General features: G+C 36.1%; 12 protein-coding genes. 6 read left to right on the forward strand and 6 right to left on the reverse strand.

What is annotated here, in order from left to right:
- The first annotated feature begins 131 nt into the window (after nucleotides 1-131).
- Entirely contained in the window at nucleotides 132-1,136 is a 1,005-nt protein-coding gene (locus AO58_RS0100810) for a TlpA family protein disulfide reductase (RefSeq protein WP_024979892.1), read from the forward strand.
- Between the two features lie 176 nt (nucleotides 1,137-1,312).
- Nucleotides 1,313-1,660, forward strand: coding sequence for a toxin-antitoxin system YwqK family antitoxin (locus AO58_RS0100815; RefSeq protein ID WP_024979893.1), 348 nt, complete (start codon nucleotides 1,313-1,315; stop codon nucleotides 1,658-1,660).
- 346 nt (nucleotides 1,661-2,006) lie between these two features.
- Here the strand turns inward: AO58_RS0100815 and AO58_RS0100820 are convergent, their stop codons facing one another.
- The 5 genes from AO58_RS0100820 to AO58_RS0100840 are packed head-to-tail and all read right to left on the reverse strand — an operon-like array spanning nucleotide 2,007 to nucleotide 8,842.
- Entirely contained in the window at nucleotides 2,007-5,180 is a 3,174-nt protein-coding gene (locus tag AO58_RS0100820; protein WP_024979894.1) for an efflux RND transporter permease subunit, read from the reverse strand.
- A gap of 29 nt (nucleotides 5,181-5,209) precedes the next feature.
- Nucleotides 5,210-6,277, reverse strand: coding sequence for an efflux RND transporter periplasmic adaptor subunit (locus AO58_RS0100825; protein ID WP_024979895.1), 1,068 nt, complete (start codon nucleotides 6,275-6,277; stop codon nucleotides 5,210-5,212).
- 3 nt (nucleotides 6,278-6,280) lie between these two features.
- Nucleotides 6,281-7,624, reverse strand: a complete 1,344-nt coding sequence (locus AO58_RS0100830) for a TolC family protein (protein ID WP_024979896.1) — start codon at nucleotides 7,622-7,624, stop codon at nucleotides 6,281-6,283.
- 3 nt (nucleotides 7,625-7,627) lie between these two features.
- On the reverse strand, nucleotides 7,628-8,272 hold the full coding sequence (locus AO58_RS0100835) for a TetR/AcrR family transcriptional regulator (RefSeq protein WP_024979897.1): 645 nt from the start codon (nucleotides 8,270-8,272) through the stop codon (nucleotides 7,628-7,630).
- Between the two features lie 48 nt (nucleotides 8,273-8,320).
- Nucleotides 8,321-8,842 (reverse strand): YceI family protein, encoded by a 522-nt coding sequence (locus AO58_RS0100840; protein WP_024979898.1) that lies wholly within the window; start codon nucleotides 8,840-8,842, stop codon nucleotides 8,321-8,323.
- A gap of 258 nt (nucleotides 8,843-9,100) precedes the next feature.
- Between AO58_RS0100840 and AO58_RS0100845 the strand changes: the two genes are divergently transcribed.
- The gene (locus AO58_RS0100845; protein ID WP_024979899.1) at nucleotides 9,101-10,075 is read left to right on the forward strand and encodes a polyprenyl synthetase family protein; all 975 of its coding nucleotides are present in this window, start codon (nucleotides 9,101-9,103) and stop codon (nucleotides 10,073-10,075) included.
- Between the two features lie 66 nt (nucleotides 10,076-10,141).
- Nucleotides 10,142-10,495: a hypothetical protein gene (locus tag AO58_RS0100850; protein ID WP_024979900.1), complete on the forward strand. Its 354-nt coding sequence runs from the start codon at nucleotides 10,142-10,144 to the stop codon at nucleotides 10,493-10,495.
- A 102-nt stretch (nucleotides 10,496-10,597) separates the two neighbouring features.
- Here AO58_RS0100850 and AO58_RS0100855 read toward each other — a convergent pair whose 3' ends face one another.
- Nucleotides 10,598-11,134 carry a hypothetical protein gene (locus AO58_RS0100855; RefSeq protein ID WP_035717191.1) on the reverse strand — a complete coding sequence of 179 codons (537 nt, stop codon included), beginning with the start codon at nucleotides 11,132-11,134 and terminating at the stop codon, nucleotides 10,598-10,600.
- 115 nt (nucleotides 11,135-11,249) lie between these two features.
- Here AO58_RS0100855 and AO58_RS0100860 point away from each other — a divergent pair, with 115 nt between their 5' ends.
- Both AO58_RS0100860 and odhB read left to right on the forward strand, forming a co-directional pair.
- Entirely contained in the window at nucleotides 11,250-14,039 is a 2,790-nt protein-coding gene (locus AO58_RS0100860) for a 2-oxoglutarate dehydrogenase E1 component (protein ID WP_024979902.1), read from the forward strand.
- Between the two features lie 97 nt (nucleotides 14,040-14,136).
- Complete coding sequence (odhB, locus tag AO58_RS0100865) at nucleotides 14,137-15,363, forward strand: 2-oxoglutarate dehydrogenase complex dihydrolipoyllysine-residue succinyltransferase (protein WP_024979903.1); 1,227 nt, start codon at nucleotides 14,137-14,139, stop codon at nucleotides 15,361-15,363.
- Nucleotides 15,364-15,443 lie beyond the last annotated feature (80 nt).

Consider the following 15,443-nt stretch of genomic DNA (forward strand, 5'->3'; position numbering starts at 1 on the left):
AAACACAAATTTTAAATAATGGTAATAGTTTACCATATCCTTATCTTTTAAAAAAAAAGATTGTTAATGTTTTTAAGTTTGAAGGAAAATACCATTAAGTTTGAGGTTACTAATCAGTAACTAAAATATATATGAAAAAAGTACTTGTTCTAGCCTTGTTGGCATTTGTATCGATTGCAGGTTTTAGCCAAAAGAAATCCACTTTTGTTTTACAAGCCGAAATCGCTAATCGCAATAGTGATACGCTTAGAATTTTAAACAGAACCAATGGGAAGGAATTATTAAAGATGGCCGTAGATAAAAAAGGTATATTTAAAGGGACTGTTGCCCTGGATAATGGTTTTTATCTTTTGTTTGATGGTAAAGAATATGCTTCGTTGTTTTTGAAAAACAGCTATAATCTAAAACTCAAAATGGATGCCAAGCAATTTGATGAATCTATTGTATTTACCGGAGTGGGTGCAGTTGAGAACAATTATTTAGCACAAAACACTGTTGCCGAGTCTAAATTTGACTATAATGCTCTGTTGGCTTTAGACGAGACTAATTTTGCAACACGTATTGCTGAAAAGAAATCGGCTGATGTTGCGGATTTAGCCTCTAAAAAATTAGATCCAGAATTTGTAGCGATTCAAAAGCAAAATATCGAAATGAATTTGGCAAGTTTGCAACAATACTATCAAAAAATTGCTGAAAGTAACAAAATGAATGGTGCACCATCGCCTACTTTTGAGTACGACAATTACAAAGGAGGAAAAACCAAGTTGGAGGATTTTAGAGGCAAGTTTGTTTATATTGATGTTTGGGCGACTTGGTGTGGGCCATGTCGTCAGGAAATTCCTTTTTTGAAAAAAGTTGAGGAAAAGTATCATGACAAGAATATTGTCTTTTTAAGTATGTCGATTGATAAGTTGAAAGATGTAGAAAAATGGAAAACCATGATTAAAGAAAAAGAGTTGGGCGGCGTTCAAGTTTTTGCCGATAACGATTGGAATTCAAAATTTGTGCAAGAGTATAAAATTACCGGAATTCCTCGCTTTATTTTGGTAGATCCTAATGGTAACATTGTAAAAGCAGATGCGCCAAGACCTTCTTCAGGTGAATTACACACCTTACTGGATTCGGTTTTAAAGTAAATAGTTGTTTTATAGTGTTTAAAAACAGTCTTTTATGGCTGTTTTTTTTGTGTTTTGTGTTTTCCAATGTTAAGTTTTTGTCCAATGTTATCAAATTGTTACCAAAAAGTTTTTTTAATGTGAATTTTTATTTAATTTTGAAATCAGAAAGATATAAACCTCTAAATATAAACGTCATGAAAACATTAATCATAACTACCGCATTACTAGTATCAGGTTTCATTTACGCTCAAGAAGCAAAACCAGTTTTAGAGCCTTTTGGTAAAAAAGTGAAAGCCACTTATTTTTATGATAATGGACAAGTACAACAAGAAGGTTTTTTTGAAAATGGTAAGTTGGAAGGCTATTGGGTAGCTTATAATGAAGATGGAACCAAACAAGCTTCAGGTTTTTATAAAAATGGAGTGAAAGTTGGAAAATGGTTTTTTTGGAAAGAAGTAAATTTAAACGAAGTTGATTATGCTAATAATGCTGTTGCAAGTGTTAAAACTTGGAAACAAGAAGCTATTGCAGTAAAGAATTAATTTCTTTTTTTTAGTTAATGTTAAATTCCCACCTAATGTCAAGATTAGGTGGGAATTTTTTTTTAACTCAATTTGTTGTGACTCCAACCGTGAACTGATACAAAAATCAAGTTCAAGTATAGTAAGGTAAACTTACTTAGCTTACTAGAGCTTGGTGAAATTTTAATGGTTTATAGACGAATAATTTGTTTATTCTTGATATTGACCATTTTAGTGTTTTGTTTTCATCCAAGGTTATTGGCATAAAAAAGCGCTTCCATTTTCTGTAAATTCTGCATTTACAAAATAGGGAAGCGCTTTTGGGTTGCTATCTTTTGATTCTTAAGTAAAAATCAAAACGAGTAGTTTATAGTGTATGTTTTGGATTAAAACCATCCTCACTTACTTCTGTATGAACATAATCAGCAGATATTAAGGCCTCATAATCTGTTTTTTCTTCTTTACTCAAACGATGAATAATTTTTTCCATGATTTCATAAATCACAGGAACAATAATCAATGTTAGGAATAAAGAACTGATCAATCCTCCAATAATTACCCATGCCAATCCATTTTTCCATTCGGCACCTGCACCAGATGCTAAGGCAATTGGGAACATACCAAAAACCATGGCAATAGTAGTCATCAAAATTGGACGCAAACGAGCATGGTTGGCCTGAATTAAGGCTCTACGAATGGTTTCGCCAGCGGCTCTACGATGATTGGTGTAATCGACCAGCATGATCGCATTTTTACTTACCAATCCAATCAACATAATAATACCTAAAATGGTAAAAATGTTTAATGAATTGTTGGTTAAGGCTAATGCTAACATGGCTCCAATGAATGAAAGCGGAATGGCAAATAGTACCACAAAAGGGTGAACAAAACTATCATACAAACCAACCATTACCAAGTACACCAAAATAATAGCGGCTAATAATGCTACTCCTAATGTACCAAAACCTTCGCTTTGGTTTTCTTGATCTCCTCCCCAAATGTATTTAACACCGGTAGGTTTTTCAAGCTTATCCAGTCGCTCTTGCCATTGCTGAACAATCGTTCCAGAAGGGACACCTATATTTTGTCCTTGCACCGTTACCGAGGCTGTTTTGTCTCTTCGCTCTAATTGGCTTGGCCCCGAACCTTCGGTAATAGTAGCAAATTGCGACAATTTAATTTGTTGTCCAGCATCATTTACAAAAATAAGGTTGCTCACATCGGTAATGTCTTTTCTGTCGAATGCATTGTATTTGATGTTAATGTCGTATTCGTATTCACCAGCTCTAAATTTACCATCGGTGTTTCCGCTATAGGCTGTTTGCATGGTCATTCCCACCGTTTGTAAGGTCAATCCCAGTGCTGCCATTTTATCACGGTCCACTTTTACATTTACTTCGGGATTACCATCTTCTACCGTTAGTTTAATTTCTGTAGTACCTGGGATTTTTCTCAATTCGGCTTCTGCTAATAGTGCAAATTTCATGGCGCTTTCTACTGATGGTCCTGTTACAATAAGACCTAGTTTAGCATCTTCTGCAGTACCCAAAATACCTACGGGAACGGTTTTTACTTTGGCTCCCACCAAAACTTTTTCTAATTGCTTTTTAATTTTTGCTGCATAAACAGAGGCATCGTCTTTACGATCTTTTTGATCAATCATTTTTACGTTGATCTCACCTTTGTAGGCTGTAGATTGGGCAGCTCCCATTCCCTCTGAGGTTTGACCTACAGTAGTAATTTGAGTTTTTACATACTCTTGTTTACTCAAATAAGCTTCTGCTTTTTGGGTCATAAAGTTGGTTTGTTCCAAGGAAGCATCTTTGGGTAATTCTATTTGAACCAAAAATTCCCCACTATCAGAAGAAGCAAAAAACTCTCCACCAATGAATCCTAAAGGTAGCAACGAAATTGAAGCAAAAAATAAAACCAATACGGCTAGAATCGTTTTGATGTAATGATCCAAACACCATTCTAATATCTCGGTCACCCAATGCGTGAATCTTGTTAGCATGTTTTCAAAGGCCAAAATCACTTTTCCGAACCAATTTTTACCTTCGATATGTTCTAATTTTCCAAATCTAGAGGAAAGCCAAGGAATGATGGTAAATGAGGTGAGTAAAGAAAGTAAAGTAGAGATCACTACCGTCATACAGAATTGTGTGATGATGTTAGAAACCAATCCCGTACTCAAGGCAATTGGTAAAAATACCACCACAATTACAAGGGTAATCGAAGTTACGGTAGCGCCAATTTCGGCAGTACCATCATATGCGGCTCGAACCCTGTTTTTACCCATCTCCATATGTCGATAAATGTTTTCTAGTACTACAATGGCATCATCGACAAGGATTCCGACCACCAAAGATAATCCTAATAAACTCATCAAGTTTAAAGTATAATCTAATAGATATATTCCGATAAAGGTAGCCACCAATGAAGCCGGTATGGAAATCATTACAATTAATGAGTTTCGGATACTGTGAAGGAAAAACAACATTACTAATGCCACTAACAGTACGGCAATTAATAAATCATGTACTACTGAATCGGCCGCTTCAAGAGTGAAAACGGTGCTGTCTTTTGCAATTTCGAGTTCTAAGGCATTTTCTTTGTAATCATTTTCAATAGAAGCGATGGTTTTAACAATCAATTCACTCACCGCTACAGCATTAGCATCAGATTGTTTGATGATTTGAAGTACAATCGCACTTTTTTGGTCAATTCTAGCAATTTTCTCGGCAATTTTCTGACTGTCTTGAACATCTGCAATATCCTGTAAACGAATTTGAATCCCGTTTTGAGAAGAAATAACAAGATTTCTTAATTCATCAACATTTTTATATTTTCCTGCTAAACGAATTAATATTTTTTGTTCTCTAGTTTGAATATTTCCAGTAGGGAAATCTAAGTTTGAAGCTAGAATCATTTGTTGCACCTGTGGGACAGATAATCCAAAACCTTGAAGTTTTAGTGCATCAATATTTACTTGAATTTCACGTTCTTGCCCGCCAATAATATTTACTTGTGCCACACCTTCTACACGTGATAAAATAGGGGCTACTTTTTTGTCGATCAAATCATAAAAGGCTGCTTCATCCATTTTTCCATTGGCACCAATGGTCATAATAGGTAGGTCACTTAACGAGAATTTGGTCAAAGATGGTGGATCGGCATCATCGGGTAGGTCACCCAAAATGGCGTTAATCTTACGTTGCGCATCGTTCATCGCAATGTCAGCATTCGCATTAGAAGTAAGTGTTACCGATACGGCCGATAAACTCTCATAAGATTTAGAATCAATTTTCTTGATATTTTCAAGTGAGGCGATGGCGTCCTCAATTTTTTTGGTAACAGTGTTTTCAACCTCACTTGGCGAAGCTCCTGGATATACCGTTGAGATCGTGATTACATTGGTTTCGAATTTAGGGATCAATTCATAGCCCAATTGGCTATAACTAAAGATACCTGCCAGCGTTAGGATTGTAAATAATACAATCACTAACGAAGGTCGTTTTATTGATATTTCTGCTAATTTCATAGGTGTGATTTGTTGATTATTGCAATCAATTATTTAATGATTTCTACGGCAACGCCATCTTGTAGGTTGATTTGTCCTGTTGTGATTACCGTTTCGCCAATTGTAAGCCCACTGATAATTTCAACTTTGTCACCTAAAATTCTACCAGCGGTTACTTTTTTTAATTTAGCAATTTCGTTTTCGATCACAAATATTTCGTTGCTGCTAACACTACCTACAAACGCCGTTCTTGGTACAATAGTCATGGCTTGCTTTTGTTGGCTTGATTGGAATATAGCAGTTCCATACATTCCTGCTTTAAGCTCTTGATTGGAGTTGTTGGCTACTTCTATTTCTACAGGGAAATTTAAGTTAGTATCCGCTTTGGCTGCAATAAAAGTGATGCGACCCGTGAATGCTTTGTCAGGATAAATACTGGTTTTGATGTTAATGGTGTTACCTACTTTTAAACTTGCGACTTGCGCCTCGCTAACTGTAACTTTCAGTTTTAATTTACTTACATTAACAATATCAAAAAGTGCCGTTGCTGGCATTGCGGCCAACATAGATCCCGGTTCGATGTGTTTTTTGTTGATGATTCCGTTGATAGGCGCTTTAATTCGGGTGTCTCCTACATTTATTTTAGCTTGTTTGAGATTCGATTCCGCATTGATTAAACCCAATTTTGCTTGGTCTAATTGTTGTTTGGTTACTCCACCTGTTTTGTACGCATTTTCAAATCGGTTGTAATCTGATTTAGCGTTCATGTAGGCTGCTTCTGCCGCTTTTGCATTCACATCAATCACGTCTCCTCTAACAATGGCTAGGGTTTGTCCAACACTAACTCTATCACCCTCTTTGGCTAAAACGCTAATTACTTTACCTGATTTTTCAGCCGAGAAGGTTAGTTCTTGGATGGGTTCAAAATTCCCGTTGGCTACAAAATCCAATGAAACTGTTTCGTTTTTAACTTGAGTAGCTTTTACAGATACACTAGCATTTTTAGAGGCTACAATGGCAATTTTTTCTTCATTCTCAGCTTTGTTTTTCATTAACACATAGCCGATTAATCCTAAAGCTCCAATAATAATTATGATAGTTGTTATATTTCTTTTCATGATTTAGTTATTTAATAATGTTTTAAGTTCTCCTTTTGATTTTACTAGTTTTATTTCGGCTAATTTGTAGTCTAAGATGGCTGCTGTGTAGTTATTTTGAGCTTCAGTAGCTGTATTTTCTGCATCTAACAAATCGGTCAATGAGGCCAAACCTTGTTGATAATTATTATTAGTGTTTTTTAGAATTTCTTCGGCCAAACGCATGTTTTCTTTTTGGTTGGTGATTGTAATGATGCTGTTTTGAATTTGCGTATTGGCATTTTTGTAATCTAGATCCAGAGCCAATTGCGTGTCTTTAAGATCTTCTTGAATGGTTCGCAATTCTACGTCAGTTTGTCTTACTTTGGCTCTTGTGCCAAAACCAGTAAAAATAGGTACTCTTAAATTTAAAGCCACAGATGAGAAGTCAGACCAATACACTCCGTCAGAGGGTAATTTTAGTAAAGGCATTACGGGACCTTGTCCAAAGTAGCTGTAATTTGCCGATAGGGATAAGGTGGGGTAGTAATTGGCTATTGCTGCCTTTTTTTGTAGATGCAAGAGTTCTTCTTGTTTTTTCAATAATAAAAATTCAGTTCTAGTAGTTGGGTTTGGAGCTTCGGTAATCGCTAAAGGACTAATTTCAAATCCCGTAGTAGGAATGCTGATTTGGGTTCCAATAGGCATTCCAATATAAAACTTCAAAGTGTTTTCTTGGAGTTGAATTAGGTTGATGATTTGTTGTTTCTGCGTCATCACATTGGTGACCCTTACGTTCATTCGATCCAAATCAATTTTTTTTGCCAATCCATTTTCGAATTGTCCTTTAACAATATCACGAGATTTTTCAGTGATCTTGAAGGTGTTTTCTAGTAATGTTAATTTTTGACGCAACACATACACTTGGTAATAGTTGTTGGCAACGCCTTCAATGACTTGTTCTTCGGTAAGTTGGTTGTTGATTTGATAGAATTCTCGGGTAGTACGCGCTGCTTTTAAACCCGTAAAAACGGATTGGTCAAATAAAGCTTGAGTTAACGTTACTCCAGCGGTCGAGTTCCATTTTTGTCCAAACACGGCTTGAATTAAAGTTCCGGGTTGGCCAAAATTACTTCCATCAATAACACTTGTTTGTTGTATTGGACTGTAACTTAAATTTCCATTAGCCACAATTTGTGGTAAAGCTCTGGAACGAACTTCCTCAATTTGGTATTGACTATTTTCTACTTTAAGCTTGGCTTTTTGTGCTTCGGCTTTGTTTTCGAGAGCAAATTTTAAAGCCTGTTGTAAAGTAAGTGTTTGAACTTCTTGTGCTTGGCTATTCAAGACAAGGAGTAAAAGACAAATTACGGAAAATCGATATTTCATAGTTTAATAATTATTTAGTGGTACGAATTCAGTGTTATTATTGTTTTGTGTTAGTAAAAGATGATGCTCTAATTGTCTCTCAAGCTCGATGATTCCTGCTAATGTGGCCATGGCACGCGTATGATATTCTAACGCCTCGAGTTCTAATTTCTGTGCTTCTTTCTCAGAAATGGTATTGCCGTTGATGTCGAAAATAATCGTGTAATAAAATTTTACATACGATTCAAGGGGTATATTGGGACGGTACAATCCTTGTTCGATACCTTTAAGAATGTTTTGTTTGAATACAGTGTTGCATTCGCTCACTTCGCGATGGACTAATTTGAAGTAAATATCGGGATAATGTTTTTTCAATTGATACATTGGAGATGTGTCACCTGAACTTAGCATTTCTTTGAACATTTTTCGTATTTCAAAATTTTCTTCAATGGCGTTGAAATTTTGTTGAACAATTGCGTTGATACCTTGGTGTACTTTTTTGTGCATGACCTCGGTACTTTCTTCAATTAAAACCTCTTTGTTGCAGAAATACTTATAAATTGTTTTTTTAGATATGCACATTTCACAAGCAATATCGTCCATGGTGATGCTTTTAAAACCAAGTTTCAAAAACAACTCACTAGCTTTAGCCATTATTTTATCTTTCATCAGTATATCTAGTTTAGATTTAATGTTGTTACGTAAATTATGCTGTCTTTAAACTAGGAATTCTAAGTTTGCGACCAGTTTAATATCTCTTCCAATTGAAATCCCAGCCTGCTGAAAGTTGGAATTGTACCAATTATCAAAATCGTTTTTGCTAATTTTTGTCGATACTTCAAAAGCCCCTTTTTGATGGCCATCGTAATTGTTTATTCCCAAAAAGGCAGCATCCAATTCTAATGTTTTAGTTACATTTTTGATGGTTAGATCGCCTTTTAAAAAATTGATATTTTTATTGACTCTTTGGAAAGAAGTGGATTTGAATTGTATGATCGGTGCTTCGTTTTCATCAAACAGCGACGTAATCTTCGAAATAAACGGTACCGAATCTTTCTGGTTATGATTGTGATACATATCTAAAGAAAATTCTAAGGAAGCATCCTCAATGGTGTCATTATCCAGTACTACGTAGCCGCTAAATTGATTGTTTTTTCCGCCAATATAGGCCAGAACTGAGTTTTTGCCCTCAATCAATACCTCTGATTGATTAGAATTGATGCGGTTTTTTGGATTCATTTTTTGGGTTTAAGAATTGGTGATGGATGGTGGTTTAGTTTTTTTGGATGCATTTAAAATCCATGGCAAATATAGTCAGGAAACTTTGAATACCAAATAAGTTTCCGTGTAAGCCTATTTTTTAACACTTGAAACGTTTTCGGAAACAGTTATTTAACAATTGTTCTACAGAAATATAATGATTCACGGCCGAATTTTCTACTGAAAATATAGTATGGAATTGTATCTTTGGAGCTTGCTAATCGAATTTTTATAAACATGTATTCAGTTTCAGCGTACCAAGAGTTTTTTGTAGCTTATCTCGAAAACCAATCCATTCATAAAGAACCTCGCAACCTTTATGATCCTATTCACTATATTTTGTCCTTGGGTGGAAAGCGTATGCGTCCAGTGTTGACTTTAATGAGTGCCGAAATATTTGATGCCAATTATCAAAAAGCATTACCAGCAGCCATGGCGGTGGAGGTTTTTCATAATTTTTCTTTAGTGCATGATGATATTATGGATGCTGCGCCTTTGAGGAGAGGACACGAAACCGTTCATGAAAAATGGGATACCAATACTGGAATTTTATCTGGTGATGCCATGCTTATTTTGGCCTATCAATATTTTGAAAAATACGAACCCAAAACGTTTCGAAAATTAGCAAAGTTATTCAGTAAAACAGCTTTGGAAGTTTGCGAAGGACAGCAATGGGATGTGGATTTCGAAACGAGAAACAACGTTACGATTCCAGAATATTTAAAAATGATCGAATTCAAAACGGCAGTTTTGGTGGCTGCTGCCATGAAAATGGGTGCGATAATCGCTAAAACGTCCAAAACCAATGCTAAATTAATTTATGATTTTGGATTGAATTTAGGTATTGCTTTTCAGTTACAAGACGATTATTTAGATGCCTTTGGAGATCCTGCAACCTTTGGGAAACAAGTAGGAGGGGACATTATTGAGAATAAAAAAACGTATCTCTATTTGAAAGCCTTGGAGTTTTCAAATGAGAAGCAAAAAGAACAATTGGTTGCTTTGTTTTCAAGTCAGCCTGAAACAGTAACGCCGAAAATTGAACAGGTAAAACAAATTTTTACAGAGAGCGGTGCTTCAAATGCTACGCAAGAAGCGATTGAAACGTATACGCTTTTGGCTTTTGCGACATTGGATAAATTAAATATTACGCCAGATAAAAAGGAACTATTGAGAGCTTTTGGGAAAAACTTAATGGAACGAAAAGTTTAAAGAATTAGTCGAGCAAGGCAAAAAAATAAAAGTCACCATGCTATTATAAGCATTAAAAAGCAAACCATGTATGTAGCTCCCCTAAATATGGATCATTTACTAACGGAAGCAACAAAGGAGGATTTGTATGTAAAGTTGGTGGCTCAAATCAATAAAGATTTTAATCTTGCCAACGAAAGCATAGATTTTTCTTTAAGTGTTTTGCCCGATGAACTCAAAATTGCTTTACAAGATAAAATATACCGACTTATTCAGTACAAGTTCGCCGAATATTTAAACCTGCTCTATATTATTGATGTGCCTGAAAACGAGATTAAGCAATTGGAAGGTTCTGATATTGTCGAATTGTCGGGTCAAGTCGCATTTTTAATTTTAAAGCGAGAGTGGCAAAAGGTGTGGTTTAGGAATTTTTATCGCTGAGTATCGCTTGGTTTTATACTTAGAAATGGAGTAATTTCATTCTTTACTATTTTTTCTAGTACCTTTTTCACTTACTCTTAATTATTCCTTATTTGATTCTTTCTAAAAATAAACCCTTACAAACGGCATGAACGCTTCGCTGTAAATACTTTTGTTGTCATCGTGTAACAAGTCATAGCGAATTCCAATTGTAACATTGTTGCTTCGGTAACCTGCCCCAACATATAAAGCAGTATTCCAAAAATTATCCGAAACGATGTTTCCTGTTATTGTTCTGAAATCAGTATTGAATCGTAATTGTTCTAGCTCAGCCGAAAGTTGAATTTGCGGAATAGGATTGAGTAATCCAATTAGACTTCCTCCATAAGTGTAGGTTTCGTAGCTATTTTTTACCTTGATATACCCAAATTGTAGACTGGCTCCAAGTGCAACAATTGGATTGATATTGTAAATGGCACTTGGTGCAACAGAAACATCAGTAAATCCTGACCCAAAATTCAATCCAAGTCCTCCTCCAAACTGAATATTTTTGCTAAAACTATTCGAAAGGGATTGTTGCGCATACAACGATTTCGTAAAACTGAAGCATACGAATAGGAAAATCAACGAGCTAACAGTAAAAAAATTAATTTTTTTCATGATAATGGGTTTTATTTAACAAAAACTGCAGTAAAAGTAATCAAAAAGTTGAATTAGTTATATCCGTTTATTGTACTTTTGTCGGACTATTTTAAAAATTCATTCAACTAATACTATGGATAAGTTTTCATTTTTAAACGCAGCACACACCGAATTTTTTGCACAATTATACGATCAGTATTTAGAAAATCCAGATAGCGTAGAGCCAAGTTGGAGAAGTTTTTTTCAAGGTTTCGATTTTGGAATGACTACGTATAATGAAGAACAGGCCAGTCTTCCACCAGCACAAGCCATTGTTCCGTCTTCTGAAGATTCTTGTTTCGCATCCAATGCACAAGTATCAGAAAAATTACAAAAAGAATTTAGAGTTATCAAATTAATTGAGGGCTATCGTATGCGAGGGCATTTGTTTACCAAAACAAATCCTGTTCGTGACCGTCGCGTATATTTACCAACTTTAGATATTGAAAATTTTGGTCTAGTTTCCTCTGATATGGATGTTGTTTTTGATGCGGCCAAAGTGATCGGATTAGAACCTTGTTCATTGAGAAAACTTATCGGACACTTAGAGCGTATCTATTGTCAACACATCGGTATAGAATATGTGTTTATTCGTAAACCTGAAGTAGTAGAGTGGATTCGTCAAAAAATTAGAATCAATGACAATCAACCTAATTTCTCAGCTGATGAGAAAAAGGTGATTTTAGAAAAATTAAATCAAGCGGTATCCTTTGAAAACTTTTTACATACTAAATATGTAGGTCAAAAACGTTTTTCTTTAGAAGGAGGCGAAACGATCATTCCTGCCTTGGATGCTTTGATTGAAAAAGCAGCCGATAAAGGTGTAGAGCAATTTGTAATGGGAATGGCACACCGTGGACGTTTGAATGTCCTGGCTAACATTTTTGATAAATCTACTCAAGATATTTTTAGTGAATTTGACGGAAAAGATTACGATCAAGAATATTTTGATGGGGACGTTAAATACCATTTGGGATTAACTGCGGATAAAGTAACTCGAAATGGTAAAAAAATCAACATTAACTTGGCGCCAAATCCTTCTCACTTAGAAACTGTAGGTGCCGTTATTGAAGGAATTACTAGAGCGAAACAAGATAAGTACTATGCGGATGATTTCTCTAAAGTTTTACCTATTGCCGTGCACGGTGATGCCGCGATTGCTGGTCAAGGAATCTTGTACGAAATTGTGCAAATGGCGCAGTTAGATGGGTACAAAACTGGCGGGACCATTCATATTGTAATCAACAATCAAGTAGGTTTTACTACGAACTATCTTGATGCTCGTTCGTCAACGTATTGTACGGATGTAGCCAAAGTAACCCTTTCGCCCGTATTACACGTTAATGCTGACGATGCAGAGGCTGTAGTTCATGCCATGTCATTTGCGTTGGATTTCAGAATGGAATTTGGACGCGATGTGTTTATTGACTTACTTGGTTACAGAAAATATGGTCATAACGAAGGAGATGAGCCAAGATTTACACAACCTGTTTTATATAAATTAATTGCAAAGCATCAAAATCCAAGAGATATCTATGCTGAGAAATTATTAGCAGAGCGAGTGATTGACGCTACTTATGTTAACCAAATTGAAAAAGAATACAAAGATAAACTCAACGATAACTTAGAAGCTTCTCGTAAAAAAGAATTAACGGTAATTACTCCATTTATGCAAAATGAATGGAATGGTTTTGAACAAGTTTCTGCTGCTACTATGTTGCAAAAAGTTAAAACTACAGTAGACAAAGAAACACTAGACTCAATTATCGAAACTGTTTCGAGCTTGCCTTCAGATAAAAAATTCATCAACAAAATTTCCAAAATTGTAGCCGATAGAAAAACAGGATACGATAATAACACGATCGATTGGGGAACTGCCGAAACCATGGCGTATGGTTCGCTTTTGATCGAAGGTTATGATGTTAGAATTTCGGGACAAGATGTAGAGAGAGGTACTTTTTCACACCGTCATGCAGTTGTAAAAGTAGAAGATTCAGAGGAAGAAGTTGTTTTATTAGATCATATCAAAGACAAAAAAGGAAACTTCTATGTATTTAATTCTTTCTTGTCTGAGTATGGGGTTTTAGGATTTGATTACGGCTATGCTTTGGCCAATCCAAATGCCTTGACAATTTGGGAAGCACAATTTGGAGATTTCTCTAATGGTGCCCAAATTATGATTGACCAATATATCTCTTGTGGAGAAGACAAATGGAACAATCAAAACGGAATCGTGATGTTATTGCCTCACGGTTACGAAGGGCAAGGAGCAGAGCATTCTTCTGCAAGAATGGAACGTTACTTACAACTTTGTGCTCGTCATAATATGTTTGTGGCCGATTGTACAACACCAGCCAATTTCTTCCACTTGTTGAGAAGACAAATGAAAACGAATTTCCGTAAACCGTTAATTGTGTTTACTCCGAAAAGTTTATTGCGTGATCCAAGATGTGTTTCGCCGTTGGAAGATTTTACGCATGGTGAATTCCAAGAAACTATTGATGATACTGCAGTAAACAAAGCTGAGGTGAAAACCTTAGTATTCTGTACAGGTAAATTCTATTATGACATTACTGCCGAAAGAGGTATTAATGGAAGAATGGATGTAGCTGTAGTGCGAATCGAACAATTGTTCCCATTGCCAATCGAGCAGTTAAAAACGATTATCGCTCAGTATCAAAATGCCGACGATTATGTTTGGGCACAAGAAGAGCCGAAAAACATGGGAGCTTATACGTATATGTTAGCTAATTTTGATTTGGTAAAATGGAGATTAGCTTCGTTAAGAGCTTACGCTGCACCAGCTTCAGGAAGTTATACCAGAGCCAAGCGCCGTCATGCTGACGCCATTAAAATGGTATTTGATAAAAATTTATTTAGATAAAAGCTTTAGTGGTTTTTTGTTGGTAATTTCAAATCCGATACAAAACCATAAGCCTCAAACTAATAACCATAAACTACAAACAATAAACTAAAAGAAGATGATTTTAGAAATGAAAGTCCCATCACCAGGGGAATCGATCAAAGAAGTAGAAATAGCCACTTGGTTAGTAAAAGATGGTGATTATGTAGAAAAAGATCAAGCGATTGCTGAAGTAGATTCAGACAAAGCTACCTTAGAGTTGCCAGCAGAAGCCAGTGGTATTATTACTTTAAAAGCAGAAGAAGGCGATGCTGTAGCTGTAGGCGCAGTAGTTTGTTTAATTGATACTAGCGCAGCAAAACCATCTGGTGTAGCACCAGTGGCAGCACCAGCACCAGTAGCCGAAGCTCCAAAAGCAGAGGTGAAAGTTGAAGCTCCAAAAGTAGCTCCAGTAGCTCCAAGTTATGCTGCAGGCACACCATCACCAGCGGCAAGAAAAATATTAGACGAGAAAAATATAGCTCCAGCAACCCTTGTTGGAACTGGAAAAGCAGGTAGAATCACTAAAGAAGATGCGATTAATGCAGTGCCGTCTATGGGAACGCCAACAGGAGGTTCTCGTGGTGTAGAGCGTACCAAATTGTCTATGTTGCGTCGTAAAGTATCTGAGCGATTAGTAGCTGCCAAAAACGATACGGCAATGTTGACTACTTTCAACGAAGTAAACATGACGCCTATCAACAACTTGCGTAACGAGTACAAAGATGCCTTCAAAGCAAAACACGGTGGAGTAAGTTTAGGCTATATGTCTTTCTTTACCAAAGCGGTAACTAGAGCGTTGCAATTGTATCCAGACGTAAACTCTATGATGGATGGCGATTACAAAGTAGCCTACGATTTCTGTGATATCTCAATCGCTGTTTCTGGACCAAAAGGTTTAATGGTGCCAGTAGTTCGTAATGCAGAAAACTTGACGTTCCGTGGAGTTGAAGCCGAAATCAAACGTTTGGCTTTGAGAGCACGCGACGGACAAATTACTGTAGATGATATGACAGGAGGAACCTTTACGATTACCAATGGTGGTGTTTTTGGTTCAATGTTGTCTACTCCAATTATCAACCCTCCACAGTCAGGAATCTTGGGAATGCACAACATCATCGAGCGTCCAATTGCTGTAAATGGTAAAGTAGAAATTCACCCAATGATGTACGTAGCCCTTTCTTATGACCACCGAATCATCGACGGACGCGAGTCAGTTGGTTTCTTGGTAGCGGTGAAAGAAGCTTTAGAAAATCCAGTGGAGTTGCTTTGCGATAACAATCCTAAAAAAGCATTTGAGTTGTAGTCAAATCCTTTTAAATACACAAAATCCCAAATTCCAATACTGGTTTTTGGGATTTTTATTTCCTTTTATTTTGGGTATAA

Source organism: Flavobacterium succinicans LMG 10402, assembly GCF_000611675.1.
In the GTDB taxonomy this organism is placed as follows: Bacteria; Bacteroidota; Bacteroidia; order Flavobacteriales; family Flavobacteriaceae; genus Flavobacterium; species Flavobacterium succinicans.

Coding starts and splice junctions, on each gene's coding strand:
- AO58_RS0100830 (WP_024979896.1), bottom strand. CDS start 7,624: ATGAAATATCGATTTTCCGTAATTTGTCTTTTACTCCTTGTCTTGAAT.
- AO58_RS0100810 (WP_024979892.1), top strand. CDS start 132: ATGAAAAAAGTACTTGTTCTAGCCTTGTTGGCATTTGTATCGATTGCA.
- AO58_RS0100845 (WP_024979899.1), top strand. CDS start 9,101: ATGTATTCAGTTTCAGCGTACCAAGAGTTTTTTGTAGCTTATCTCGAA.
- AO58_RS0100815 (WP_024979893.1), top strand. CDS start 1,313: ATGAAAACATTAATCATAACTACCGCATTACTAGTATCAGGTTTCATT.
- odhB (WP_024979903.1), top strand. CDS start 14,137: ATGATTTTAGAAATGAAAGTCCCATCACCAGGGGAATCGATCAAAGAA.
- AO58_RS0100820 (WP_024979894.1), bottom strand. CDS start 5,180: ATGAAATTAGCAGAAATATCAATAAAACGACCTTCGTTAGTGATTGTA.
- AO58_RS0100850 (WP_024979900.1), top strand. CDS start 10,142: ATGTATGTAGCTCCCCTAAATATGGATCATTTACTAACGGAAGCAACA.
- AO58_RS0100840 (WP_024979898.1), bottom strand. CDS start 8,842: ATGAATCCAAAAAACCGCATCAATTCTAATCAATCAGAGGTATTGATT.
- AO58_RS0100835 (WP_024979897.1), bottom strand. CDS start 8,272: ATGAAAGATAAAATAATGGCTAAAGCTAGTGAGTTGTTTTTGAAACTT.
- AO58_RS0100855 (WP_035717191.1), bottom strand. CDS start 11,134: ATGAAAAAAATTAATTTTTTTACTGTTAGCTCGTTGATTTTCCTATTC.
- AO58_RS0100825 (WP_024979895.1), bottom strand. CDS start 6,277: ATGAAAAGAAATATAACAACTATCATAATTATTATTGGAGCTTTAGGA.
- AO58_RS0100860 (WP_024979902.1), top strand. CDS start 11,250: ATGGATAAGTTTTCATTTTTAAACGCAGCACACACCGAATTTTTTGCA.